This is a genomic window from Alcanivorax sp. (assembly GCF_040118815.1).
GTDB lineage: Bacteria > Pseudomonadota > Gammaproteobacteria > Pseudomonadales > Alcanivoracaceae > Alcanivorax.
This window is the reverse complement of record NZ_JBEDTC010000006.1, coordinates 465,945-489,735: the sequence shown is the minus strand read 5'-3', so window position 1 is coordinate 489,735 and position 23,791 is coordinate 465,945. Positions and strand designations below refer to the sequence as shown.

19 protein-coding genes are annotated in these 23,791 nt (G+C 54.2%); 5 read left to right on the top strand and 14 right to left on the bottom strand.

The features are described from left to right. Positions 1 to 24: 24 nt before the first annotated feature. The 5 genes from ABNH18_RS06285 to ABNH18_RS06265 form a co-directional block, all read right to left on the bottom strand. Positions 25 to 786: a hypothetical protein gene (locus tag ABNH18_RS06285; protein ID WP_349381991.1), complete on the bottom strand. Its 762-nt coding sequence runs from the start codon at positions 784 to 786 to the stop codon at positions 25 to 27. Between the two features lie 111 nt (positions 787 to 897). Further along, a complete protein-coding gene (locus ABNH18_RS06280) occupies positions 898 to 1,692 on the bottom strand; it encodes a hypothetical protein (RefSeq protein WP_349381990.1) in 795 nt (264 codons plus the stop codon). 141 nt (positions 1,693 to 1,833) lie between these two features. Beyond that, positions 1,834 to 2,424, bottom strand: a complete 591-nt coding sequence (locus tag ABNH18_RS06275; RefSeq protein ID WP_349381989.1) for a DUF805 domain-containing protein — start codon at positions 2,422 to 2,424, stop codon at positions 1,834 to 1,836. Beyond that, complete coding sequence (locus ABNH18_RS06270; protein ID WP_349381988.1) at positions 2,417 to 2,824, bottom strand: YkvA family protein; 408 nt, start codon at positions 2,822 to 2,824, stop codon at positions 2,417 to 2,419. The genes ABNH18_RS06275 and ABNH18_RS06270 overlap by 8 nt, the downstream gene beginning before the upstream one ends. Continuing rightward, positions 2,814 to 3,596 (bottom strand): ParA family protein, encoded by a 783-nt coding sequence (locus ABNH18_RS06265; RefSeq protein ID WP_349381987.1) that lies wholly within the window; start codon positions 3,594 to 3,596, stop codon positions 2,814 to 2,816. The genes ABNH18_RS06270 and ABNH18_RS06265 overlap by 11 nt, the downstream gene beginning before the upstream one ends. A gap of 336 nt (positions 3,597 to 3,932) precedes the next feature. Here ABNH18_RS06265 and ABNH18_RS06260 point away from each other — a divergent pair, with 336 nt between their 5' ends. Next, the gene (locus ABNH18_RS06260) at positions 3,933 to 5,276 is read left to right on the top strand and encodes a cytochrome P450 (protein WP_349381986.1); all 1,344 of its coding nucleotides are present in this window, start codon (positions 3,933 to 3,935) and stop codon (positions 5,274 to 5,276) included. A gap of 102 nt (positions 5,277 to 5,378) precedes the next feature. Here ABNH18_RS06260 and gorA read toward each other — a convergent pair whose 3' ends face one another. Continuing rightward, positions 5,379 to 6,743, bottom strand: a complete 1,365-nt coding sequence (gene gorA / locus ABNH18_RS06255; RefSeq protein ID WP_349381985.1) for a glutathione-disulfide reductase — start codon at positions 6,741 to 6,743, stop codon at positions 5,379 to 5,381. Positions 6,744 to 6,831: 88 nt separating this feature from the next. Further along, entirely contained in the window at positions 6,832 to 8,406 is a 1,575-nt protein-coding gene (locus ABNH18_RS06250; protein ID WP_349381984.1) for an FMN-binding glutamate synthase family protein, read from the bottom strand. Between the two features lie 289 nt (positions 8,407 to 8,695). Between ABNH18_RS06250 and ABNH18_RS06245 the strand changes: the two genes are divergently transcribed. Beyond that, entirely contained in the window at positions 8,696 to 9,352 is a 657-nt protein-coding gene (locus ABNH18_RS06245) for a lytic transglycosylase domain-containing protein (protein WP_349381983.1), read from the top strand. 105 nt (positions 9,353 to 9,457) lie between these two features. Here the strand turns inward: ABNH18_RS06245 and ABNH18_RS06240 are convergent, their stop codons facing one another. After that, positions 9,458 to 9,754, bottom strand: a complete 297-nt coding sequence (locus tag ABNH18_RS06240) for a Rieske (2Fe-2S) protein (protein WP_349381982.1) — start codon at positions 9,752 to 9,754, stop codon at positions 9,458 to 9,460. Between the two features lie 87 nt (positions 9,755 to 9,841). Continuing rightward, positions 9,842 to 12,214, bottom strand: coding sequence for a phosphoenolpyruvate synthase (ppsA, locus tag ABNH18_RS06235; protein WP_349381981.1), 2,373 nt, complete (start codon positions 12,212 to 12,214; stop codon positions 9,842 to 9,844). A gap of 524 nt (positions 12,215 to 12,738) precedes the next feature. Here ppsA and ppsR point away from each other — a divergent pair. The 3 genes from ppsR to ABNH18_RS06220 all read left to right on the top strand — a co-directional run bounded on the left by ppsR (position 12,739) and on the right by ABNH18_RS06220 (position 14,314). Further along, the gene (gene ppsR / locus ABNH18_RS06230; protein WP_349381980.1) at positions 12,739 to 13,557 is read left to right on the top strand and encodes a posphoenolpyruvate synthetase regulatory kinase/phosphorylase PpsR; all 819 of its coding nucleotides are present in this window, start codon (positions 12,739 to 12,741) and stop codon (positions 13,555 to 13,557) included. A 110-nt stretch (positions 13,558 to 13,667) separates the two neighbouring features. Then, the gene (locus tag ABNH18_RS06225) at positions 13,668 to 14,021 is read left to right on the top strand and encodes an HI0074 family nucleotidyltransferase substrate-binding subunit (RefSeq protein ID WP_349381979.1); all 354 of its coding nucleotides are present in this window, start codon (positions 13,668 to 13,670) and stop codon (positions 14,019 to 14,021) included. Continuing rightward, complete coding sequence (locus ABNH18_RS06220; RefSeq protein WP_349381978.1) at positions 14,018 to 14,314, top strand: nucleotidyltransferase family protein; 297 nt, start codon at positions 14,018 to 14,020, stop codon at positions 14,312 to 14,314. Before ABNH18_RS06225 ends, ABNH18_RS06220 begins: the two co-directional genes overlap by 4 nt. Before the next feature lie 829 nt (positions 14,315 to 15,143). Here ABNH18_RS06220 and ABNH18_RS06210 read toward each other — a convergent pair. The 5 genes from ABNH18_RS06210 to ABNH18_RS06190 form a co-directional block, all read right to left on the bottom strand. Continuing rightward, positions 15,144 to 16,718, bottom strand: coding sequence for a hypothetical protein (locus tag ABNH18_RS06210; RefSeq protein WP_349381977.1), 1,575 nt, complete (start codon positions 16,716 to 16,718; stop codon positions 15,144 to 15,146). Positions 16,719 to 16,775: 57 nt separating this feature from the next. After that, a complete protein-coding gene (locus tag ABNH18_RS06205) occupies positions 16,776 to 19,298 on the bottom strand; it encodes a DUF6160 family protein (protein ID WP_349381976.1) in 2,523 nt (840 codons plus the stop codon). 44 nt (positions 19,299 to 19,342) lie between these two features. Further along, a complete protein-coding gene (locus tag ABNH18_RS06200; protein WP_349381975.1) occupies positions 19,343 to 20,185 on the bottom strand; it encodes a DUF6160 family protein in 843 nt (280 codons plus the stop codon). After that, positions 20,182 to 21,621 (bottom strand): hypothetical protein, encoded by a 1,440-nt coding sequence (locus tag ABNH18_RS06195; protein ID WP_349381974.1) that lies wholly within the window; start codon positions 21,619 to 21,621, stop codon positions 20,182 to 20,184. The genes ABNH18_RS06200 and ABNH18_RS06195 overlap by 4 nt, the downstream gene beginning before the upstream one ends. Positions 21,622 to 22,140: 519 nt before the next feature. Further along, entirely contained in the window at positions 22,141 to 23,625 is a 1,485-nt protein-coding gene (locus tag ABNH18_RS06190) for a bifunctional 2-methylcitrate dehydratase/aconitate hydratase (protein WP_349381973.1), read from the bottom strand. Positions 23,626 to 23,791 lie beyond the last annotated feature (166 nt).

Below are 23,791 nucleotides of genomic sequence, written 5' to 3'. Positions count from 1 at the left end.
CACCAGCCCGATAGCACTACGTGGTTAGGGCTGGGTAAGCTCGCTAACCCGTTCCGCCATTTGTGTGGCGTAGCGATAGAACAAGTAAGGAATTTTCTGCGTGTTCGGGTCATCCATACCGGGGATAGACTTGCGCACGAAGGTCCAGCGCTGATCAATAAACGCCAATACCTCCCGGGCCTTTGCATCCCCTGCATATTTCCCCTTCAGGCTAACCAGCGACTCATCGATGGCCCGGGCTTCCGCGCCAAAATTCATGGACTGCAGCCCCGTGCCGGTTTTCAGGCCCGCCGACGGGAAGGCCGCCAACGCCGCATACTCACTGGCTAGACGCTGCATCGCCACGGATAACCGAGCAATATCCAAGTAGGTCGCATCGCCCGCCGCATCCGCCTCCCGCACTAGCGCATCCACTGCCAGTGTGGTGGTATTAATCTCACTCATGGCGCTGTAATCCGCATAGCCCAGTGAAGCCAGTGGATTATCCAGAGCGCGGTCGCTGAGTGCTTCCCATGACGCATCCAATTGCGTAGCGGTCTCTTTCTCACCCGGCGCAGCTTGTGCCGTCAATGCATCCAGTTGCTGCTCACCGTTCGCCAGCAGGGCTTTCAGGGCTACGCGATCTTCCGGGTTGTCCCCACGGATCGAGAGCAGATGAAACCCCATGCGGACCCGCCATGCATCTGCCTGAACCAGTGCCAATTCCGTGGCTGACATCGCTGCCTGTGTCCCTGCTGACACCAGAAGTAGTGCCGCAACCAGGCCATGTCGAATTTCCTTATTCACCCCATTCTCCCCCTATGTATTGTAAACAATAGCGGCTTAAGACAAGCCACCATCAAAAAACCCCCGCACAAATGCGGGGGTCAGTAAAACAGAGCCATCACTGGCTCCGTTTTATTCAACTGGCCCGAAGCTGGGCTTTTCCACATCCGTGGAGGCCAGGCTGATCGCCTGGCTCATGGTGTCTACCATCTGGTTGGTATAGCGATAAATCAGGTAGGGCACCGCGTTTTCATAAAACTTGACCATGGACTCGCGAATAAACATCCACTTGACCCCCACCTGGCTAAGCGCGCGGCTAATGGCTTCATCATCAGCGTGGTTCTTTTTTGCCGCTGCCAACAACCTCTCAAATTCAGGCACTGCATCCTTGAATTCAATACGGCTTTGATCCGAGCCAGAAGCCATGCCACCCGCCGGATCTGCAGCGATATTCAGGTACTCGGAAGTCATGCGCTGAAGGTAAGCCGAAAGTTCACGGATGTCATCATACTGACCTTCAGTGGCACCAGAGAATGAGCCTATGCGCAGCGACATTGCTGTCGGCATCTCATTCACATCCTGAATCGTGTAGGCATTGGTGAAACCCTGCTCCGCCATGGTGTTGCTTTGGGCTGACCCTTTTAGAATGTCCCAATTCTTGTTTAGGTCATCAACCAGCGCGCGCTCTTCACTCCCCTCGGCATCATTACGTAAATCCGTCATTACGGACTGCGCCTGGGCGATAGCGTCATCAAGATTGGAAATATAGGTTTTGCTGCCCGCCATGACGGTCAACATGTGGAAATCGGCGCGGACTTTCCACAGCGCCGATTCAAAATCTTCGAGTTCCGCATTGCTGATTGATGCAACCCCCTGCATTGGCAGCAATACCATCGCAATGAGGCACCCCAGAAGACGCTTTCTCATAGCTACTCCCTATTATCACTATTGTTGTTGTTGCTGACTTATTCTTGCTCTATATATCGCGACAGGTCAGCTCATCCCCGGACCTGAGTCACAAGACAATAGCATAAAAGGTAGCAAAAATAGGAGCCTGCGACTAATAGTTCATAAGGTGTTGAGCCCCTGCTGCATTGACTCAGTCCACCCCTGCGGCAGGTGGTTAAGGTAAGGGACCAGCAGCTCAGGTAAAAGCCAGCCCATCGCGCCGATAACCAATATCGCCACAAGCGCTAACAAATTGATAAACCAGCACAAACCGCCCACCAACATCACCACGCTGCTAACCGGCGGATTCGGTGTTCCGAAGCGGTTCATCATGCTGCTGCCATCGCCAAGATACAGATAGAGCTGAAATGGCAAATTGACCAACGGCACAAACGCCAGGATGACCCACCAGCCACTTTTTCCCATATCGTGCAAACGGCGGACGAGAAGTCCGATTTGATAGACCAGCAGCGCCACCGACGTCATTGCGGCGACACCCCACCCCACCCACTGCGGCAGCAGTTCAACGGACAACAGCAGAAACAGGGTAATCACCAACGTCGCCAGCAGCGCAGCACCAAACTGGTAGCAGGCAAACCGCAGGCGGCCAAGCCGCTGCCACAGGCTGAGCACAGAGAGCGGCTCGTAAACGATGGTGCCCTTCCCCTGATACCCGGGCTTGAGCGATGCGCTCTCGTAAATCTCATTCATGGCTTTCCCCCCGGCCATTTTCCTGCTCAGTACGCCACTGCTGGTAGCGCTCCAGATCGTTGCGGGTTAGCTTCAGTGTGCGCGATATTACCGCGATGTCATCCACAAACCCCAGGGCCACAATCGGGTCGGGGATGGCATCAAGCGGCATCAGGAAATAAACCAGCGCACCGGTGATCGTCAGCAAGGTGCCCCAGGGAACCGTTCTGTATCGACCGGTTACCCAATCCCGCAGCAACGAGGTCAACAACATCAGGTCCGCAAAGGTGTCCCCTAGCCGAGCCTTGAATCGATCAGAGCGATTAAACACCGCCTGAATTAGCCAGCGGGTGGCCGTCGTAGAGCGAAGAATTCGCCCAGCTCGGCGTCGGGCCTCAACCCGAAATGGATTAACGGGCACTGATTTCCCGAAACAGCTCACGGTACTCATCAGTGAGCTTGTGCCGTGGCTGCATATTCACCAGTGGTGTGGCTTTTTCATGGGACTCACGCATCACTACGCTGCTGGAGAGCTTGTTGGCGAGAATCGGCAGGCCCTCTTCTTCCAGTGACGCCACCAGCTCCTGCGGTAAACGCGCCCGTGGCTGATATTGATTGACGACAATGCCTTCCACCTGCAGGTCATCATTGTGGTCTTCCCGAGCCTCCTGAATATTTTCCAACAGCGTATACAGCGCCTTGCGGGAAAACGCATCGCAGTCAAACGGGATCAGCACCCGGTCTGCGGCAATCAGCGATGACAAGGTGTAGAAGTTATACGCCGGCGGTGTGTCCACAAAGATTTCGTCGAAGTCTTTCGCCAGGGATTTCAGCAGCCCGCGCAACTTGTAGATCTTGTGCTTGGACTCGAGCATGTGTTCGATTTCCCCCAGCTCACCATCGGACGGCAATACAAACAGGTTCTTGAACGGCGTGGCATGCACATAGTCACGGGGGTCTTTTTCCTTCAGGCGAAACGACAGGGTTTGCGCAAAGAAAGTGCCGATATTGGGTTTGGGGCCCTGGCCGTTGCTGTACGCCGGCATGCCCAGCAAATACTGGCTGGCGTTACATTGTGGATCCAGATCGACAACCAGGGTGCGCTTGCCTTCCGACGCGCTGATGGCAGCCAGATTGACTGTGATACTGGATTTGCCCACGCCCCCTTTCTGATTGAACACCACTCTACGCATTCCTTGTTCTCCTTAAACAGCAAGTATTGGCGTTGCCGAATCATACACAGCCTGCAATGCCACTCACAGTGCCAAAGTGACAGCGGCGATCTGCCATTAAGACTGTCCACAGAATCTGTGGATAACCTGGTGAATAACCGCTGAGCGAAATCGGCAAACCATGGTGAACCAGACGCAGGTTACGGTTCGATTAAAAAACACCCAGATTAAACGTGGGCGTGAAATCTATTTACTTTCCCTTGCTGAGATTTACCAAGCCAGCTAAAAGTAAACACGTTGTTTCGCCTCGATGCATCACTTGCTTGCGTCGTTCACGGCTATTTTCAGGTGTCTTATATGTCTCAGCCATTTTGCGTGCCGCCACGGACAAGTACGCTCAAGGCCATCCCCGGTGATGCGGGGTTGCCCCTTATCGGCCATACACTGGGTTTTATGCGTGATCCGATCGGATTAATGCGCAAGCGCTACAACACCTATGGCCCGGTATCCTGGAGCAGCGTGTTTGGTTTACGCATGATTCAGATGCTTGGCCCCGACGCCAACCAATTTGTGATGCTCAATCGTGGTGATCTTTTTTCCAACCATGAGGGCTGGGATTACTTTATTGGCCGGTTTTTTCACCGTGGCATCATGCTGCTGGATTTTGAGGAGCATCGCTGGCATCGCAAGATCATGCAGCAGGCCTTCAACAAGAACGTGCTAAAAGGCTATCTCGACCGCATGGGGCCACACATCGCCAGCGGCATCGCCGACTGGGATAGCATCGATCAATTCAAGGTTCTCACCGAGATTAAGCAGCTGACCCTGGATCTGGCCACCGATGTGTTCATGGGCTATGAGTTGGGGCCGGAGGCTGACGCCATTAATCAGGCCTTTGTGGATACAGTTCGCGCCGGCACGGCCATCGTGCGCACCAATGTTCCAGGGTTGCGCTGGTCCAAGGGGCTCAAGGGACGCCGGGTTTTGGAAGCGTTTTTCCGCAAGGAATTACCCGCCAAACGTGCCAGTCAGGAATCGGACCTGTTCAGCGCGTTGTGCCATGCCAGCACCGAAGACGGCGACCGATTCAGTGACGATGACGTGGTCAACCATATGATTTTCCTGATGATGGCTGCCCATGACACCACGACTATTACGCTCTCGACGCTTTTCTATTATCTCGCCAAAAACCCCGAGTGGCAGGAACGGTTGCGCGAAGAAAGCCGCGCGTTGAAAAAGCGCGATCTGGAATATGACGATTTGCCCAAGCTGGAAGGTATCAGCATGGCCATGAAGGAAGCTCTGCGGCTGTGCTCTCCGGTGCCATCACTGCCCCGCAAAACCGTCAAGGATGTGGAATACGAGGGTTTCTTTATTCCCGCCGGCAGCTTTATCAACGTGGTCCCCTACTTCACTCACTACATGGATGAGTACTGGCCAGAGCCAGAGCGTTTCGACCCGGAACGGTTCAGCCCCGAACGGCGCGAAGACAAGGTGCACCCTTATGCCTGGGTGCCTTTTGGTGGCGGCGCTCACAAGTGCATCGGGCTGCACTTTGCCGACCTGCAAGTGAAAGCCATTCTGCACCAGGTATTGCTCAATTATCGCTGGTCAGTGCCGGCTGATTACGTAATGCCGGTGGACAACAGCAGCCTGCCGGTACCTGCCGACGGTTTGCCGGTGAAACTGGAAAAACTCTGATGAGAAGTGATCAGTGAGTTGCGAAAAGCCAAAAACAATCACGCTGAAACTACCGGTTTTGTTTTTCGAAACTCACTTCTCCTAACTCGATACTCATTGCCATCAAGCCGTGATCAATACCCCCTGACGCATTGTGACCAGCTCTTCCGCCGCGGTCGGGTGAATCCCCACGGTGGCATCAAAGTCGGCTTTGGTGGCGCCCATCTTGATCGCCACCGCAAACCCCTGGGTGATTTCTGCCGAGTCTTCCCCCGCCATATGCAGGCCAAGCACCTTGTCGGTGGCGTCGTCCACGATCAGCTTGATCAGTGACCGCTCCTGCTTGTCTCCCAGGGTATAACGCATGGGCCGGAACGCACTTTTATACACCCGGATCGCCGGCACACGAGCCAATGCCTGCTCTTCGCTCAGACCTACAGTACCGATATTAGGGTGGCTGAATACGGCGGTAGCAATATTATCGTAATCCATGGCAGCTTCAGGTTTCTGCTCGCCATAAAGTTGCGCCGCCAACCACATACCCTCGGCCAATGCCACCGGCGTCAGCTGCACGCGGTCAATCACATCACCCAGTGCGTAGAGCCCATCAATGCTGGTAGCAAAGCCGTCATCTACCTTGATGGCACCGCCCACTGCCATGGCCGGCGCGGCCCCTTCGGCAAACAAATCGTCTAGCTTGGGAATGCGCCCGGTGGCATAGAAGACGTCGTCGAATGCCGCCTTTTCACCGCTCTGATAGGTAACCTGCTTTTCACCGTTAACCACGTCAATACGGGCAACATCCGCATTGAATTTCAGCGTAACCCCCTGCTCGGTCATCTGGTCGGCGATAAACTGGCGAATGTCCTGATCGAAGCCACGCAGAAACAAATCGCGACGGTAAATCTGCGTTACCTCACAACCCAGGCCATGCAAAATGCCAGCAAACTCCGTGGCGATATAGCCACCCCCGACCACGGCAACCCGTTTCGGAAGCGTGTCCAGATAGAACAGGTCGTCGGAAATGCGCACATGCTCACGGCCAGGCAAGTCCGGCACAAAGGGTTTGCCGCCCACCGCCACCAGAATATGGCGGGCCGTCAGCACCGTGTCGCCCACGGAAACTTTGCCGCCACCTAGCACCTGTCCGTGGCCTTCAAAAATAGTCACCCCGGCCTGATTCAGAATTCGCTGATAAATGCCGTTAAGCCGGCTGATTTCCCGGCTCTTGTTATCTCGCAGTGTGGCCCAGTCGAACTCCCAGCCTTTTACGGTGTAGCCATAATCTTCTGCCAGCGCAAACTCCTGGGGAAAGTGGCTGCCGTACGAAAATAGCTTCTTGGGCACGCAGCCTACGTTCACACAAGTGCCACCAAAAAAACGCTCTTCGATAATGGCAACGTTGGCACCATGGGATGCAGCCATGCGTGCCGCGCGTACGCCACCAGAGCCGGCACCAATTACGACAAGATCAAATTTCGTGGTCACTTAACGCTCCTCTGTGTTTTGTTCATTGTGAAGGCTGCAAGCATCAACACAAACGCAGCCATTCGATATAAGTCATAGACGCCGACGATTACGGGCCGGTTCCAATGCCCTGCCAGCGGACAAAAGGCTGTTTCTCACTAGGTCGCCCATCACGCAGATAAGCGCCCGCCTCAACCTGAGGCCACAGCCGGTCCAGCGGGATGGACTCGCCGTTACTGCTGAGCATGCGGGCATGGTAGCGGCGTAACTGGCGAGGCTCGGTGACACCGCAGGAATGGGCGATGGTCTCCACTTCCTTGACCAGGTTGTTATGAAAGTGCGCCACACGTTGGGATTTTTCCGCCGGCACCAGCCCCCGCTGTAATCGTGGATTATGCGTGGTGACACCGGTCGGGCAGGTATTTCGGTTGCACTGCAGCGCCTGAATACAGCCTAAGGCGAACATATAGCCACGTGCAGACACGCAGAAATCCGCCCCCACCGCTATCGCCCAGGCCACCATGCTGGGTGTGATCAGCTTGCCCGACGCGATAATACGAATACGATCCGTAAGGCCGTAGCCATCGCGTAGATCAACCAGTAACGGCAAAGATTCCGCCAGATACAAACCCACATCATCCATCAGCGACATGGGGGCCGCGCCGGTGCCGCCGTCACCGCTATCGATGGTGATAAAGTCCGGTGCCGACTCCGGCCCGCGGGCATGAATGGCGAGGAAGAGATCCTCCACCCAGGCCCAGGCACCAAGCACACATTTGATGCCAGTGGGCTTGCCACTGACCTCGCGCACATGGGCGATCAGGTCCAGCAAGTCATCCGCGTTATTCACGTCCGGCTGGCCGTTGGGGCTAATGGATGCCTGGCCTGCCGGGATGCCACGAATGGCCGCAATTTCCTGAGTCACCTTGGCTGCGGGGAGAATACCGCCCTTTCCGGGCTTGGCGCCCTGGCTAAGTTTGATCTCGATCATTTTTACTTGCGGCCTAGCCGCAATTGCCGCCAGGCGCTCATCATTCAGGTTACCCTGCGCATCGCGCACGCCGTAACGGGCCGTGCCCACTTGAAAGACCACATCGCAGCCGCCCTCCAGATGATAAGGGGACAATCCCCCTTCCCCGGTGTTCATCCAGCAATTGGCGATGGCTGCACCGTGAGACAAAGCCTGTACCGCCGGGCGGGACAAAGCACCAAAGCTCATGCCGGACACATTGAAGAAGCTGTGCGCCACATAGGGCTGCTCGCAATGAGGACCGATCATCAGAGGCAGGGTTTTCGCCGCGTTTTTCTCCAGCGTCGGGTAGGGACAATTCATGAAAATCACCCGCCCAGCACCAACTTGCTTGGTAGAACCGAATGCCATGGTGTTGCTCAGATCCTTGGCTGCCCGGTAAACCCAGGCGCGCTGCGCTCGATTAAAGGGCAACTCTTCACGGTCCATGGCGAAGAAATATTGGCGGAAAAACTCGCCAAGAGTTTCGAAAAAGTAACGAAAACGTCCGATTAGCGGGTAATTACGACGAATAGCATGGCCTTTTTGAAAAAAACGATCCTGTAGCCATAACCCCACAGCCACCAAGGTCAACAGCAATACCAACAGCAGAAAACCCAGCTCCAGCCAGGCAATGGTGTTGTTCAGCCAGGGTTCCAGGTACTCGGGAAACATTCGCTCTCCTCGCTCGCTAAATTCGCCGCTGGGTAGCTCAAGGCGGAAATGTGCGCCAGTGCACTTGGGCCACCCCCGGCGCAATAGTATGATGTCTGTCCGTCGATTTTGTTACGCTTAGCGGCCAGTGTGGTCAATTCGTCTGGTGCTGGCCAGAAAGAAAAAAGAATGGCGTTATCATGGGGGTAGCGCTTGGCGATAAGCCAGAACGACGGAAGAACAACAAACTAACGGTGTTCGCGGTGCCCAACAAGCACCTTGAGGCATCAGAAAAGGGGTACGGGGTTCCATGCGGGTTTTATTGACGAAATCCTGGCTGACGGGGGTCTTTGCGGCTGGCTGCATGCTGGTGGCCAGCAACGGCGCACAGGCTGACAATATCTACAAATACCGCTCTGCGGACGGCACCATTCTGTTCACTGATCAAGCCCAGGAACAGGTCGGCCAGCAATACACCCTGCTATCCGTTCGTAAAGGTTGGAGCTACACCCCCCGCGCACTTTCCAATGCCCAGCGTGACCAGTACGACACCCTGATCACCCAGGCTGCTACCCGCTTCCGTGTTGACCCAGCTCTGGTCAAGGCCGTCATCCATGCCGAGTCCCTGTTCAACCGTAATGCCATTTCCCGGGTGGGCGCCCAGGGGCTTATGCAGCTAATGCCAGAAACCGCCGCCTACCTGAAAGTCAGCAATCCCTTTGATCCCCGCGCGAACATTACCGGGGGCACCCAGTTCATTGCGTACTTGAAAGACAAGTTTTCTGATCTCGACCACATTCTCGCCGCTTACAATGCTGGCGAAGGCAATGTGCGACGCTATGGTGGTATTCCACCTTTCAAGGAAACCCAGGCTTACGTAAAGAAAGTAAAGCAGCTGCGCCAAAGTTATGCGCATCAGTTTGTGGCCGAGCTTGGTGACGAAGAAACAGTGTTTGCGTCCAGGTAAGAGCGTTTCACCGGGTCCATGTCGGGTTACGCCCTTCACCTATTAAAGCTCCCGTAGGTCTGATTAGCCTGAAAGGCGTAATCAGACAACAAGCCAAACGTTCAATCAAATCTCCACCCCCAGCCACTGGCCATCGTAATCAATCCGGAAGTGCTCGAGCTGATAGCTAGATGTCTGGCATTTGCCATTACGCAGCGAGAATGTCAGCCCGTGACCTGGGCAACGCAGCTGATCATTCATCACCGTGCAGCGGTCGAGAGGAAAGTCCGCGTGGGGGCAGCGCCGCTGCATCAGCCAGGTGCGTCCCTCTTCATGAATCAGCAACAACTCCTTACGCCCTACCGTCACTGGCAGTCGCAGGCCGTCGTAAAGATCCATGATGCGAATTAATCGGTGAAACATGTCACCTCACAGGTTTCTCTAACGTAAAAAGCCCGCAGAAGCGGGCTTTTTACTGTGCTGCGAAGCAGCCGGTCGGTCAAGCAGGCATTAGTTGCCGTGCTTCTCCGCCAGATAGAACCAAGTATCCAAAACCGAATCCGGGTTAAGGGAAACGGACGAGATGCCCTGCTCCATTAGCCACTTGGCCAAGTCCGGATGATCCGAGGGGCCTTGCCCGCAAATCCCGATGTACTTGCCTTTGGCATTACAGGCGTCGATGGCCATCTTCAGCAGTTTTTTCACCGCCGGATCACGCTCATCAAACAGGTGGCTCACGATACCGGAATCCCGATCCAGGCCCAGCGTCAGCTGAGTCAGGTCGTTGGAACCAATAGAGAACCCATCAAAGTGCTGCAGGAAGTCATCTGCCAGCAAGGCATTGGTCGGCAGCTCACACATCATGATGACACGCAAACCGTTCTCGCCACGCTTGAGGCCGTTTTTGCCAAGCAGGTCAATAACCTGCTCCGCTTCACCCACGGTACGAACAAACGGCACCATCAGTTCAACGTTGGTAAAGCCCATTTCATCACGGACTTTCTTCATGGCACGGCATTCGAGCTCGAAACAGTCGCGGAAATTTTCGCTGATGTAACGGCTGGCACCGCGGAAGCCCAGCATCGGGTTCTCTTCCTCGGGCTCGTAGAGCTTGCCGCCGATCAGGTTGGCGTATTCGTTGGACTTAAAGTCCGACAGACGCACGATGACCTTCTCCGGGTGGAACGCGGCCGCCAGGGTAGAAACGCCCTCGACCAGCTTCTCCACGTAGAAATCGACTGGATCGCCATAACCGGCAGTCCGCTTGTCCACGTTCTGCTTCACGTCTTTGGGCATGGAATCGTAGTTCAGCAGCGCCTTGGGGTGCACGCCGATCATACGGTTGATGATAAATTCCAGGCGGGCCAAGCCCACGCCCTGGTTCGGCAGGCCGGCGAAATCAAAGGCGCGATCCGGGTTGCCCACGTTCATCATGATCTTGAACGGCAGCTTGGGCATGGACTCGATGGAGTTACGCTGAATATCAAATTCCAGCTGACCTTCGTAGATCTTGCCGGTATCGCCTTCTGCGCAGGAGGCCGTGACTTCCTGGCCATCCTTGAGAATTTCGGTGGCATCACCACAGCCAACGATGGCCGGCACACCCAGCTCACGGGCAATAATGGCGGCGTGACAGGTGCGCCCGCCACGGTTGGTAATAATGGCAGCGGCACGCTTCATTACCGGTTCCCAGTCCGGGTCGGTCATGTCGGTCACCAGCACATCACCGGGCTGCACCTTGTCCATTTCCTTGATGCTGGTCACCACACGCACTTTACCTGCGCCGATGCGCTGACCAATAGAGCGCCCTTCCACCAGCACTTTACCGGTCTGCTTGAGCAAGTAGCGCTCCATGACGTTCACGTCAGAGCGGCTTTTCACGGTTTCCGGACGGGCCTGAACGATGTACAACTTGCCATCGTCGCCATCCAGCGCCCACTCGATATCCATGGGCATGCCGTAGTGTTTCTCGATTTCAATCGCCTGGCGGGACAGGTTTTCGACCTGCTCGTCAGTCAGGCAGTAGCGAATACGCTCGTCTTTATCCACATCGACGATTTCAACGGACTTGCCCGCGCTGCCTTCTGCACCGTAGACCATTTTCTGCATCTTGCTGCCCAGATTACGGCGCAGCACAGCAGGCTTCTTGTTCAGCAAGGTCTTCTTGTGAACGTAGAATTCGTCCGGATTAACCGCACCCTGCACGACCATTTCGCCCAAGCCGTAAGACGCGGTAATAAACACCACATCCTTGAAGCCGGATTCGGTATCCATGGAGAACATCACGCCGGCGGCGCCCGTCTCGGAACGCACCATGCGCTGCACACCCGCCGACAGAGCCACCAATTTGTGGTCAAAGCCCTGATGAACCCGGTAACTGATGGCGCGGTCATTAAACAGCGAGGCGAACACCTCTTTCACCGCAATCATGACGCTGTCCACGCCACGAATGTTCAGGAACGTTTCCTGCTGACCGGCGAAAGACGCATCGGGCAGATCTTCCGCCGTTGCGGAGGAGCGCACAGCCACTGGCAGATCGGCGTTGCCCTCGCCAATCTCGGCGTAGGCATCACGAATGGCCTTGTCCAGTCCGGGCTGGAACGGCGCATCAACCACCCATTGGCGAATCTCTTCGCCGGTTTTCGCCAACGCAACCACGTCTTCAACGTCCAGCGCGGACAGTGCTTCGTTGATTTTCTGGGTCAGGTTGTTGTGCTCAAGGAACTCACGGAAGGCTTCAGCGGTAGTAGCAAAGCCGCCCGGAACGGAGACACCCGCCGCAGACAGATTGCTGATCATTTCACCCAGGGATGCGTTCTTGCCACCTACGTGCTCAACGTCATTCTTTCCCAGGTCCTGAAACCAGACTACATATTCCGCCAAGGTCGTCTCCTTTTACGTATTACCGGTTGGTTTGTTGGCCAAAGCAGTACCGGCACACCTTGTGCCGATAGCACCTGAATGCAGGCACAGCGCAAGGTGCCGGATCAAATCGAGCCGACATTCTACTCAAAACCGACGCAGTTTGCCTGCCCCCTCTTTCAGATTTAGCCAGTATTTGGGCATCACTTTGGTCAACGCCCGGCCCAGCCACTCTTTATCCGCTCACACAAGACACTATGCCATTGAAATTGCAGGGTTATTCTTCACGCAGCAGAATGATTGGGCGCAGTGTCGTGCCTGCGTCTTGCCTGGACAACGCATGGCGCCACAAACCAGCAAACGGACTGCCCAGCGCCCTCAGATAGCACTGGTCGCACAGCGACACAGCGTCTAGACTGGCTCCATTCAAAACAACGACTTACCCGTAGGAGCGGCACTTGAGCCGCGAAGGACTTGCGTCACACCTTGCCACTACCCTTCGCGGCTCAAGCGCCGCTCCTACTGCACAGGAAACGGCAGAGCCAATGAAGCGAACCGCATTCTACCTATCCGATGGCACCGGCATTACCGCTGAAACCCTTGGCCACAGCATGCTGAGCCAGTTTGGAGACTTCGAATTCGTGCAGATGACCCTGCCCTTCGTGCAATCCGATGAGCAGACCCGCGAAGCGGTTGCGCGCATCAACAAGGCCGCGGAAGAGGACGGCGCCAAGCCAGTGGTATTCTCCACCCTGGTCAATACCGATCATCGCACCATCCTGCATGGTTGCAACGCCCTGATCCTCGACCTGTTCGGCGCCTTCCTTCGCCCCCTCGAAGATGAGCTGGGCGTGCGCTCCAACCACAAGATCAACCAGAGCCACGCCATTCGCGACGCGGAGTCCTACCGCATTCGCATCAACGCGGTGCATTTTGCCCTGGATAACGACGACGGCGCCCGCACCCGCCATTATGACCAGGCCGACATCATCCTCATTGGCGTCTCTCGCTCCGGGAAAACCCCCACCTGTCTTTACCTGGCATTGCAGTTCGGGCTATTCACGGCCAACTACCCGCTCACCGAAGACGACTTCGATGACCTGCGCCTGCCCAAGGCCCTGATAGAGCACAAACACAAGCTGTTCGGTCTCACCATCGACGCCGACCGCCTCAGCGCCATCCGCAGCGAACGCAAAGCCGGCAGCAAATACGCCTCCCCGCGCCAGTGCGACATGGAATTGCGCGCACTGGAAGCCATGTACAACAAGCACAACATTCCGTATCTGGACGCGACAGAATTGTCGATTGAGGAGATCAGTACGCGGGTGTTGGCGATGAAGGGGTTGTCGCGGCGGTTGCAATAGCCAAAACGTGTAGGAGCTTGCTTGCAAGCGAACCCCGGTGATTCTGCCAGCCCAGGTTCGCCTGCAAGCAGGCTCCTACAGTAAACACACAGCACATCGGTACAAATACAATGAAACTGGATGAATTCACGCGCGCCGTATACCGACTAGATGACGCAATCCGGCAAGAAAAGAACGAGTTTATCCGTGACTCAGTCATTCAACGCTTCGAATTCAGTGTCGAGCTAGCCTGGAAAACAGCCAAAAAGACCATGGGGGTATCCACCTCCGCCCCGAAAGATGTCATCCGTGAAATGGCACAAAGCGGCTACATTGAAGATGTAGCGACCTGGCTGAAAGCCATCGACATGAGAAATCTATCTTCACACACCTACAAGGAAAACCTTGCAGAGCAAGTCTACACGTTTGCCTGTGACTTTCTGCCTGCGCTGAAAGCGCTAGTCACACGCCTGGAGCGAGAATGAAGTTTGGATTAACGGAAGAGGAATACGGTTTTATCACCGAACAGGTCATTACGCCCCTTCGGGCACAAGGAGCCCACGTATTCTGCTACGGCTCCCGCGCCAGAGGCGATAACCAACCCTTTTCTGATCTAGACATCATGGTTGAGGCAAGCGTCGAACTTTCTGAGCTTATCAGCCAGCTACAGGAGCAACTCACAAACAGCAACTTCCCCTACAAAGTCGACCTGGTGGAACTGAAGGATTTTGCTGAAAGCTATCAATCCGGCTATCAGCAGGACAAGGTTCCCTGGTAGCACGCCCCCATTGCTGCCCTGCAGCTTAAGTGGTATTACCAACCCAGGTTCGCCTGCAAGCAGGCTCCTACAATAACCAGCCGTGAATTCTGCCGCTCAATCACCGTTTTAGCATCGCGGTGGAAGCGCCCAATATTTGTAGGAGTGGTGGTTCCACCACGAAGGGACTTGACCGAGAATCGCGGTGGAGCCGCAGCTCCCGCAGAACAGGGCGAAGCCCGCTTTTCTGTAGGGTATTCGCCAAGGGGTGGGTGTCCTTTCTTATCCACTTTTTGGTGGTTAATTCGGACCACAAGGTGGTAATGATTAGACATTACCGCGTAGGCACAAAGATCAATCGCAAAAATGGCAGCCAACACCGCCAGATGCTCCACTACCCACTGGCGGCGATGCTCGTACTCGTAATCCTGGCCAGAGTAATGGCCTTTGCCACAAAGAAAGGCCCGCCGCACGCAGCGACAAATGCAGTGCAAATGCAGTGATAGTACGGCGTGGAATCCAGAGATACTTGAGTATATAGCGAGCACGGATCATGGGAAGCCTCCTTGCGTTTCCATGACCCTCAATACTGACCTTGCAGACAGCATAAATATCAGACAAGAACCTAACCTAGTGTAGGAATTCCTCTAATTTATGCGTGTCTCAGACAGCCTTCCCAGACAGCCCTCTTTGCTTCAGGGTCGCCAGGATCTGGCTGCCGGAAAATCGAGACTTCTTCATCATTCGCTCCTTGTGAGAGGATTGTAAAAGTCTCTACTCAAAACCTCGATTAATTTTCGGGGGGATTACACTAGACTTCTCCTCCCGTACTGCTGCGCTGTTCTATTTTTTAACAGAAACGAGCGTCACCCCAACAATTTGGAGTTACATATTGGGAGGTCAACTGCAAATTCGATAGATGCAAATCCACCGGATTACCTCCCTGTGAAGGATCAGTTGCAGCATCAAGATCAACAATAACCGGTTCGGGGGTCGTCATGGTAATACCGAACAGAGTGCCAAGTGAGGCTACCGCTGGCGCATAAACTCTGTTTTCTTCTTTCAAAAGCTCTGCAGTCATTAACGTAGCCACTTGGGGCAAAACACTGTCTATATTCACTGGATTTGAAGCATTAAGCTTGCCTAAATCCACCTTATCTGAAAACGACATCCACCACCCCTGTTTAGCTACATCATCTTGATGAGCTCCAGGCCACTTCACATCCTTGCCCTGCATTGACAAATAAAACCCTGTTCCGGTTAAAGGAATATTATGAATCATGCTTAATTTTTGGCTAAAATCGATTTCCATATTCAAATTTTGAATAGCAGAGCCATCAGCCAGTTCAACTTTTGCCTGGCAGGCAATAAGTAGAATACAAGGAAATGAAACACGTAGCTGGTTTTTCGGCCCATCACTCAATGAAATTGAGTCAACTTTCGTAGTGATCCCTTCAATAACAGCGGCCGTCTGCCTCTTTCCGTTTACTGTAAAAGACGGAACGTAAAAATCTGTAGTAAGCGACGGTACCGATATTCCATCGGTATCTCTATGGCCAGGGGTGCTTGTGAATTGCCGATCAAATCCCAAAGCGTTAAGCAGCCCGGATATTTCGTGATCAGACTCTGTGCCAAATAGCGTGGCCTCTGTGGAAGCAGAGCCGCTTGTCTCTTTAATCTGCATGAAGCCACTTAAAGACTGAATTCCATCTGTAGAAGACGCAGAACTTCCATTAGCAGTCCCAGATGACAACAAACCCAGCATTTCCGATGCCCCCATCCTAATCCCAACAACTTCCCGCAAGGTTTTAGAGTGGTCATTTTTTATCGCAAACTCAAAGAATGGACGACTCAGTGATGCACTTGTAGCAACACGTCCTCCATTACCTGTGAAGTCGGGGCTCCCCAGTGTTGGGGCATTTGGATTGGTAACATAAGAAGATGGCAGCCCACTTAATGAAAAATTACGAATATCAATGTCGCAATTCCTCCCATTATCAACAGCGTTCGTACAGCCAAGTTGAAGTTTTTCAATATTCATATTCAGCTCAAGCTGTGCATCCAATCCTGCTTTATAAAAAGTCATGTTTTCAGATATAGATCCAACCTCGCCTTGCGTCTTCCCCATCTGCAAAAGCGCCTGCCCAGAAACGTTCGACAGTTCATCGTCTTTCATTTCCGTCATCGCGCCTGCAGCTGAGAAAACGATGGTCAACAACAGTGTTAACAGCAGCCTGACAGTCAGTCCGATTTTACCCATTTGGGATTGGGCGAAGGCAATGCCGCCAGTGCGCTGCAGATGAGAGGCCGCGCGAACAGAAAAGGGTTTCTTAAGCTGGGCGCCGAGCATTCGCCATGCAAGCATAGCTCCTACAAAGGTAGGCTCCATAAGGGTGGCTATTATTGTTTTTTTTCGGTTGCTCATCTTCTGGCCTGTTCAGTTGTTCTGTACGACAGATTCTGTCGTGTTGTTTGCCATAACTTATGGAGCCGCTGCGCTTTGTGGCTCCAGGGTAATACTGGAATATATTTGTGCAGACGGAATGACCATGCGGCCAAGATTGGCGTCACCCAACATGATGTTGTCGATCATGACGGGGTTGCCTGGGTTTCCTGCAGCAATGCTGTCAACGCCCGGCACTGTGTCGAGAACACTATTCATGTGAGGTTTTGCCGCATAACCCAGCTTGATGTTGTTGGCGATGACCATTTGAGGCTCTGAATCCGTACCCAATTCGCCAGTACCCACCAGATCTACCCGCCCTTCAGTGAAAGCGATATCGCCGGTTATGTTTGCCAGTTTAATGGCAGCTTCAGGTTGGCTGGGCTCGGCAATGGAGAGGTAGCTGCCACAATCTTCGTTACCACCGGAACCACAGGTTGCCAGGTTGGAGGTGCCACCGACCATGCTGGGGTCAGTGGTATTGCTGCCCAACCTCAGGGCGCCGCTATAGCCCAGGAAATTGCGGGCGCCGCCGGGATTGTTGGCCTCGACTGGATCTGACGGTGAGAAGCGCAGGCTGACCAGGCCTTCCAGGTTCACATCCAGGTTGGCGCCCCGGATGGTCTGGGCGACGCTGGTATTTCCATAATTGGCATGGCCTGGCAACAGGCCGCCACCAAAGGTGGCGCGGTAGTTGAAGCGTGCCTGAGGGGAAAAGAAATCAAGGCCACCGGAGTAATAGTCGGTTCCATCTTGCGGTTTCACCCAGATACGAGTGTCGTTAGCGGCCAGCACAAAGCTGGAGCTCATAAAGCCAATACCCATGTTAGCGGCGGTATCGGCAATCATCAGGTGCGTACCGTGATCCCAGTTGTGGCCTTGATAGTCGCCATCCAGAGTCTGGGACATCAACAGAATATCCGCGATGACCCCCTGGTTGTCTGTCACAGCCCCTGCTGTGCCATCGCGGGTGATACCCGGGTATAGGTAAATATTGCCATTCACATTGGCAAGGGAGTAAATCAGCCCCCAGTCGAATTCCCTGCCTTCTTCTTCTGGGCGGTTCGGATCGGTATCGGTGCGAATATTGCCACTTGCATCTCGCTCCAACAAACGCACCTTGCGGGAATAACTTTGTAACTGGCCATCTCTAATGATAATGGCAAGAGCATTTTCATCGTTTTCCGTAATGCCATAATTGGTGATCGATCCCGGCGTCACATCAATAAACTGGGTGTCTGGCTCAGCCGTGCTGCCACAGCCGGAGGCCCCTCCGCTACCATCAACCAAGGCAGAACCGTGCCCCCAGCAAAGGCCCCCGGGGCCTTGGCCGGCGCCACTAATCACATCCAGAGCGATTAACGGGAAGTAATGGGCGGAGGGTTTGGCCGCAGTGCGAGAACCCCAGATAGTCCAATCACCCAACTCGAAGTTGACCCGGGATTTGTCTGCACTTGCTACATCGGCGGTTTCGCCAAGACGCCAACGGAACTCTTTTTCGGCGTCACCAAAAACATGTTCTGCCTCGACCTGACTGACATAATCCCACTGGGAGCTGAAGCGCAAACCGTTAGAGGTAACGGCTTCGGTTCCATAAGGATCGAAAACACCATCTGTGCTGCCCTGCCAGACCCCTCCAGGCATCCATTTTACTTCCGCATCTTTAACGCTACCCAACCAACCAAAATGCATCAGGCCCCGGGCACCTGCGGTGATTTCGAACTCATTACTGCCCTGCTTACCAAAGATGTACTCGAAATCCAGGGCGAGGTTGATTAAGTCCGAAGCAGAAGGAAGGTAACCTGATAGTTCGCCCTCATCTACTGTTCCGTTACTGTTAGCATCCTGCCACTCGGTTGCCTGCCTCTGGGGATCACCCTCACTCCATAGTTCGCCGGCACGATGCACAATACCCTCATTATTGATGCCCAAAGTGCCCTCGGGAATTTCCCAGCTCAGGTTGAAGTCATGCATGGCCATCCAGGCATTGTCGTCCTGGCTGTAGAAAAGGTCAGCGTCGGTGATCTGCCCCAGCAAATAGGCCTTCTTATAGGCCATATTGAAAATGCCTTTGTTAATCAGATCAACGTTACCTTCGAAATCAAACGCCCAAGTGCCGTAAGAGCGATCAGACCCCACCGGAACATCGGGCGTTTCAGGGTCGCTGTCATCATCGGTATAGACAAAAGCTGTCAGGTTATCGATGCGCAGGCGGGTGCGTTCTGTTGTGCCAAAGCCCAATCGCAGTAGCGGGTCTGTGCCATTTGAACCAGCATCCAGGGTAAATTCCATGCCCGCATTGCCATCAATAACACCGGTGGGACTGACTCCCTGAAACGTCAGGCCGTTGGTGCTTATCGTAGCTTCACGGGCAGTATCTGTATCCAGCGTAGCTCTGATGGCATCGGCGCTCATATTGCCATCCAGTTGCACGGAGATACCATCCTGGCCTGCAACACCTGCCAAATCACTATCATCCAAAGCCTGCATCGCTGAAGCCTGCAAGGTCATCATCAACAGGCATACGGGAAGCGCACCGATTAGTAGTACCGGACGGGCCATCGAAGTATAAACGCTTTGTGTTGTTATTCTGCGTTTTTTCATGTTCAGAACCCGTACATATAGAAGTTGCCGCCAATGGCGATACCGGCCTGATGGGCATTATTATCGGCGATTTCAAAGCCTAGGAAGGAGCCGAAGTTATCGGATTGCCAGCCTGGCTGAGTGGGGAAATTTTCTCCAGCAGCAGGGTCTGGTTCGTTGTATTCAATCGCCAAGCCTTCGACATGGACACCGAGGCGGACATCGTTGTAACCCGTGGTGGTGCGAGAGCTGTGATCATAGCTGCCACCACTTTCCGGATAGTGAGCACGGACGCCAGGCATCTTGTCGATATAAGGCTTCACACAGTTACCTGTACCGAGCAAACAGTCACCGGGAGTGGTTCCTCCGTCTGGTGATTCGGCCCGAAATTTTTCATCGTTTAGCGCAATATCTTTGTTTTCTGTACTAACACCGTTCGGAACTCCACCTAGTAGAGAGGCGTCCAGGCTCAACCGATTCATTTCCAGCGAAGCATGGCCGTTTTTAAATACCAGCCAGCCGAAGTCGCGGTTTTCCAATTGCAGGGCGAGACGGCAGTTTACGCTGGCCAGACCGGTGCAGTCTGCATTGGCTGCGCCGATATCGTCAGCCCCCCTCCCTTCGGCTCGAACCGTTGCATCGTCCTTATAGAGAGGCTTGCTGTTGTAGTAGTAGTCCAGGCTGACAAGGATGCCTTCCTGGCCGGTGACGGAGCCCATTTCGGTGTCGTTCAGAGGGTCCATTGCCTGGGCCGGGTTCGCGTGCAAGCACGCTCCTACGACAAAAGCAGCCAGGAAAACTTTCACGGTAGCATGATGCCACCCATCAAAAAAAACTAAAACCGGAGAAGTGCTGGCTCGACTCATGGCTGCCCTGCCCCCAAGGTGGTGATTTTCATGTGGTGGATGCGCATGCCTTCGATGCGGGAAATACCGATATTCGTGATACTAGGATCCCCTGAGTCCGCCATGCTCGGGGCAACGGGAACACATGTGGCCCCCGAAGAACAGCCGGTCGCCCCCCCCACAAAGTAGATGCCATTGCCAGTACTGTTTACCCCTGGGAGATTACCATACGGGTCTGTAACAACACTTTGTTTATATGTCGTTTCTGCCCCCTCTATCTCTGTAGTCCAAGGAATATCCCCTGTTCTGGTTTCATACGAAATATCCACACCTTCCCAATCACCCCAGCGTACATAGCCGACAGTATCGGAATTAGGGTTGGTGATGTTATTATTCGCATCCAGAGAGCACTCTTCGCCTGAACAGTAAAAATCTTCATAAACCGCTTTAAGATTAGGAATGCGAGTAAGTTCGATCACGAAATTGCCGCGCTCACTTCCGGTGCGCACGGCATCAAGTGTCAGAGCCTGGTAATGCAGCTGCCCCAGCGGCAGGTAGGCATCTACTTTCTTGAAGTACATGCCTTCGTTATCTTCGAAATTGGGCACCCAATGCAGGCGATCTTCGGAGTCGGCTTGCTGGCGAACAGAGAAACGAAAGTCGCCAGAGAGGGCACTTTCGTAGGTGATGCCGAAGGTGTCGCCATCCGGGTTATTGGTTGTGTGCATCAGGCGCAAGCGGGCAGGTCTGCCGTCAACGGTTACCGGTTTGCCGTGAATGATGGTCTGGCTTTGCAGGAAGTCTGCACCGCCAGAGCCGATCACAACACTATTGTTGTCTGCACCATCAGTCTGGGTGGAGCGGTCCACTTCCAGCTCCCCCCAGAAGGCCCACCGCCAAGGGTTCGTTTTGCTAGGGCCTATCAGCTCCATAACCGTGGGCATGTCTGTCGTGTTATCCAGATCGTTGCCCGCGTAATCATACCCCTCGTATTGATAGGCACGGAGTACATAGGGGTCGTAGATGGAAGCAAAGGCGCCGATCCCATAAGGGTTATCCGGACCACCTTCGCTATCAAGATTAATGGGACTGCCATTACCCAATGGCGAAGCCAGGAACTCGTTGCCAAAAATATAGTCACCGCCGTCCTGATAAGCCGCAGTGCCGGAACCATGCCAATCAGTGCCTTCGGGCATTGCTCCATTGGTAATAGAGAGGCCATAGTAGCGGGCATCGCCTCGATCCCAGCCTAATCCCTGAGCTTCGGTACCGGTCAGTTCAATGTAGCTGGTAGGCGCCATTCTGAAACTGAAATTATCCATGGCAAACGCCAACCCCGCGCCCTGGACTTTGGACAGGGAGTCATCACTGAGTTCAGTAAGGGCTTGCGTTTGAGCGGCGCCCAAGGTGAGGGTCGCAGCCAACAGCAGATTGGTCGATTGGAGTCTTGGGCGCACTGTGACCTCGTTTTCTTGTTATTCCAGCCTGATCCTTTTATTGAGCACTTTGGCCAAGTCTGGTGATCTTTAGTCACAAGGCTACACAGCGCCAAACCGTATGGCAACACTTGTTAACGCAAACGCTACACAAGGTCGTCGTTATTAATCTATTAATATCAGCAAGTTACGCATAATAAACACGACGTATACCAACCCCGTGCATGCTTGTACTCTTTACTCAAAAACGGCTTGTTACCAAAGTGCACATATAGTGCCGGAATATCCCGATTGGTTATGTTTCATTCAGCTTGACGTTCAAGGCTGATGATCCCTGCTCACGGGCAACTGGATAAGGAGCCAGGGTTGCCGTAGTCGGAGAAGGACCGCTTATGCATCTGGGGTTTGGTGCAGGGAACCAAGGTGGCTATAGCTCAAGTGTGAAAGTGTAGTATCGCGCCGCGAGGGACGTTATTCGCTACGCTCACCCTACGGGGCGACCTTCGGTCGCTGCTCCGCTGCGCTCCTACAGGGCCGGGTCTATTGCACCAGCATGTGCATAAATTCATGCACTGGCATGGAGGCAAGGGACTGGGGGTTATTACAGGCGCCGAGGATCCGTTCCGCTTTGGCTGGGGGGAAGCAGGTCAGCAGGTTCTGGTGGAGTTTTTTCTCCAGCACAGGCATGCCCTCCTCCCTGCGGCGTCGATGGCCTATGGGGTATTCCAACTCTGCCGTATCCGTCTTTGTGCCGTCGCTGAAAAAAACCTGTATCGCATTGGCGATGGAGCGCTTTTCCGGGTCCAGGTAATCGCGGGTGTAATCGTCGCTTTCCACGACCTCCATTTTATTGCGCAGCGTATCGATCATGGGGTTGTTGGCATGGAAGCCATCTTCGTAATGTTCCGCGCTGAGGTCGCCCATGATTAACGGCACGGCGATCATGTATTGCAGGCAATGATCGCGGTCTGCCGGGTTGGCCAAGGGGCCTTCTTTGGAAATAATGCGAATGGCAGACTCATGGGTGGTTACAACGATTTTTTCGATGTCATCCAGGCGCCCTTTCACTTGTTCGTGAAGTAACACCGCCGCTTCACACGCTGTCTGCGCGTGAAACTCGGCCGGAAACCGAATCTTGAAAAGGATATTTTCCATCACGTAGGAACCATAATCGCGCTGGAAGCTGAATTGGCGCTTATCTTCCGGTTTGATGGCTTGGTCCTGGTTGGTTTTGCTGAACAGCACATTATAAAAGCCCCACTGGGGCGCGCTGAGCGCGCCCGGAACTCCCATTTCGCCGCGCAAGGCAATATCCGCAAGGCGCACCGCCCGGCTGGTGGCATCCCCCGCTGCCCAGGATTTTCGTGAGCCGGCATTGGGAGCGTGACGATACGTACGCAATGCCTGACCATCCACCCAGGCATGGGAGACGGCAGACAGCATCTGCTCCCGATCGGCGCCCATAAGGTGAGACACCACAGCGGTAGAGGCGACCTTCACCAGTAGCACATGATCCAGACCGACACGATTAAAGGAATTTTCCAGTGCCAGCACGCCCTGAATTTCATGGGCCTTGATCATCGCTTCCAGAACAGCCTTCATGGCCAAGGGCGGCTCTCCGTTCGCTACCCGTTTTTGCGAGAGATAATCGGCTACGGCCAGAATGCCACCGAGGTTATCCGATGGATGCCCCCACTCTGCAGCAAGCCAGGTGTCGTTGTAATCAAGCCAGCGAACCATGCAGCCGATATCCCAAGCGGCTTTTACTGGATCCAGGCGGTACGGGGTGCCGGGAACCCGAGCGCCATGAGGCACCATGGTGCCCTCCACTATCGGGCCAAGATGCTTGGTGCATTCCGGAAAACGCAGGGCAAGGAGCCCGCAACCCAGGGTGTCGAGCAAACAATAATGGGCGGTTTGCCAGGCTTCTTCCGATTCGATGGTGTAATCGCGAACGTAGTCGACGATGTCCTGAATGACCTGATCATAATCGGGTCTTTCGTTCTTATCGGTATTGCTGGCCATAGTGCGCACCTCCCTGGATAGCTTGACGTTCAGGGTCACCCCGGGGTGGCAGAGGGTCAAGTGTAGCTGGTGGTTAATTGAGCGGCTTTTACAGTTGTAGGTCGGGTTCCCCCAAGGGCACAGAGAGGCAAAGCAGTAACCCGACAGTGGCGTTGTCGGATTACGC

Bases quoted from the DNA above. Each gene is read 5' to 3' on its own strand.
- ABNH18_RS06280 (WP_349381990.1), bottom strand. From the start codon at position 1,692: ATGAGAAAGCGTCTTCTGGGGTGCCTCATTGCGATGGTATTGCTGCCA.
- ABNH18_RS06275 (WP_349381989.1), bottom strand. From the start codon at position 2,424: ATGAATGAGATTTACGAGAGCGCATCGCTCAAGCCCGGGTATCAGGGG.
- ABNH18_RS06265 (WP_349381987.1), bottom strand. From the start codon at position 3,596: ATGCGTAGAGTGGTGTTCAATCAGAAAGGGGGCGTGGGCAAATCCAGT.
- ABNH18_RS06260 (WP_349381986.1), top strand. From the start codon at position 3,933: ATGTCTCAGCCATTTTGCGTGCCGCCACGGACAAGTACGCTCAAGGCC.
- ABNH18_RS06250 (WP_349381984.1), bottom strand. From the start codon at position 8,406: ATGTTTCCCGAGTACCTGGAACCCTGGCTGAACAACACCATTGCCTGG.
- ABNH18_RS06245 (WP_349381983.1), top strand. From the start codon at position 8,696: ATGCGGGTTTTATTGACGAAATCCTGGCTGACGGGGGTCTTTGCGGCT.
- ABNH18_RS06240 (WP_349381982.1), bottom strand. From the start codon at position 9,754: ATGTTTCACCGATTAATTCGCATCATGGATCTTTACGACGGCCTGCGA.
- ppsR (WP_349381980.1), top strand. From the start codon at position 12,739: ATGAAGCGAACCGCATTCTACCTATCCGATGGCACCGGCATTACCGCT.
- ABNH18_RS06225 (WP_349381979.1), top strand. From the start codon at position 13,668: ATGAAACTGGATGAATTCACGCGCGCCGTATACCGACTAGATGACGCA.
- ABNH18_RS06220 (WP_349381978.1), top strand. From the start codon at position 14,018: ATGAAGTTTGGATTAACGGAAGAGGAATACGGTTTTATCACCGAACAG.
- ABNH18_RS06210 (WP_349381977.1), bottom strand. From the start codon at position 16,718: ATGAGCAACCGAAAAAAAACAATAATAGCCACCCTTATGGAGCCTACC.
- ABNH18_RS06205 (WP_349381976.1), bottom strand. From the start codon at position 19,298: ATGGCCCGTCCGGTACTACTAATCGGTGCGCTTCCCGTATGCCTGTTG.
- ABNH18_RS06200 (WP_349381975.1), bottom strand. From the start codon at position 20,185: ATGAGTCGAGCCAGCACTTCTCCGGTTTTAGTTTTTTTTGATGGGTGG.
- ABNH18_RS06190 (WP_349381973.1), bottom strand. From the start codon at position 23,625: ATGGCCAGCAATACCGATAAGAACGAAAGACCCGATTATGATCAGGTC.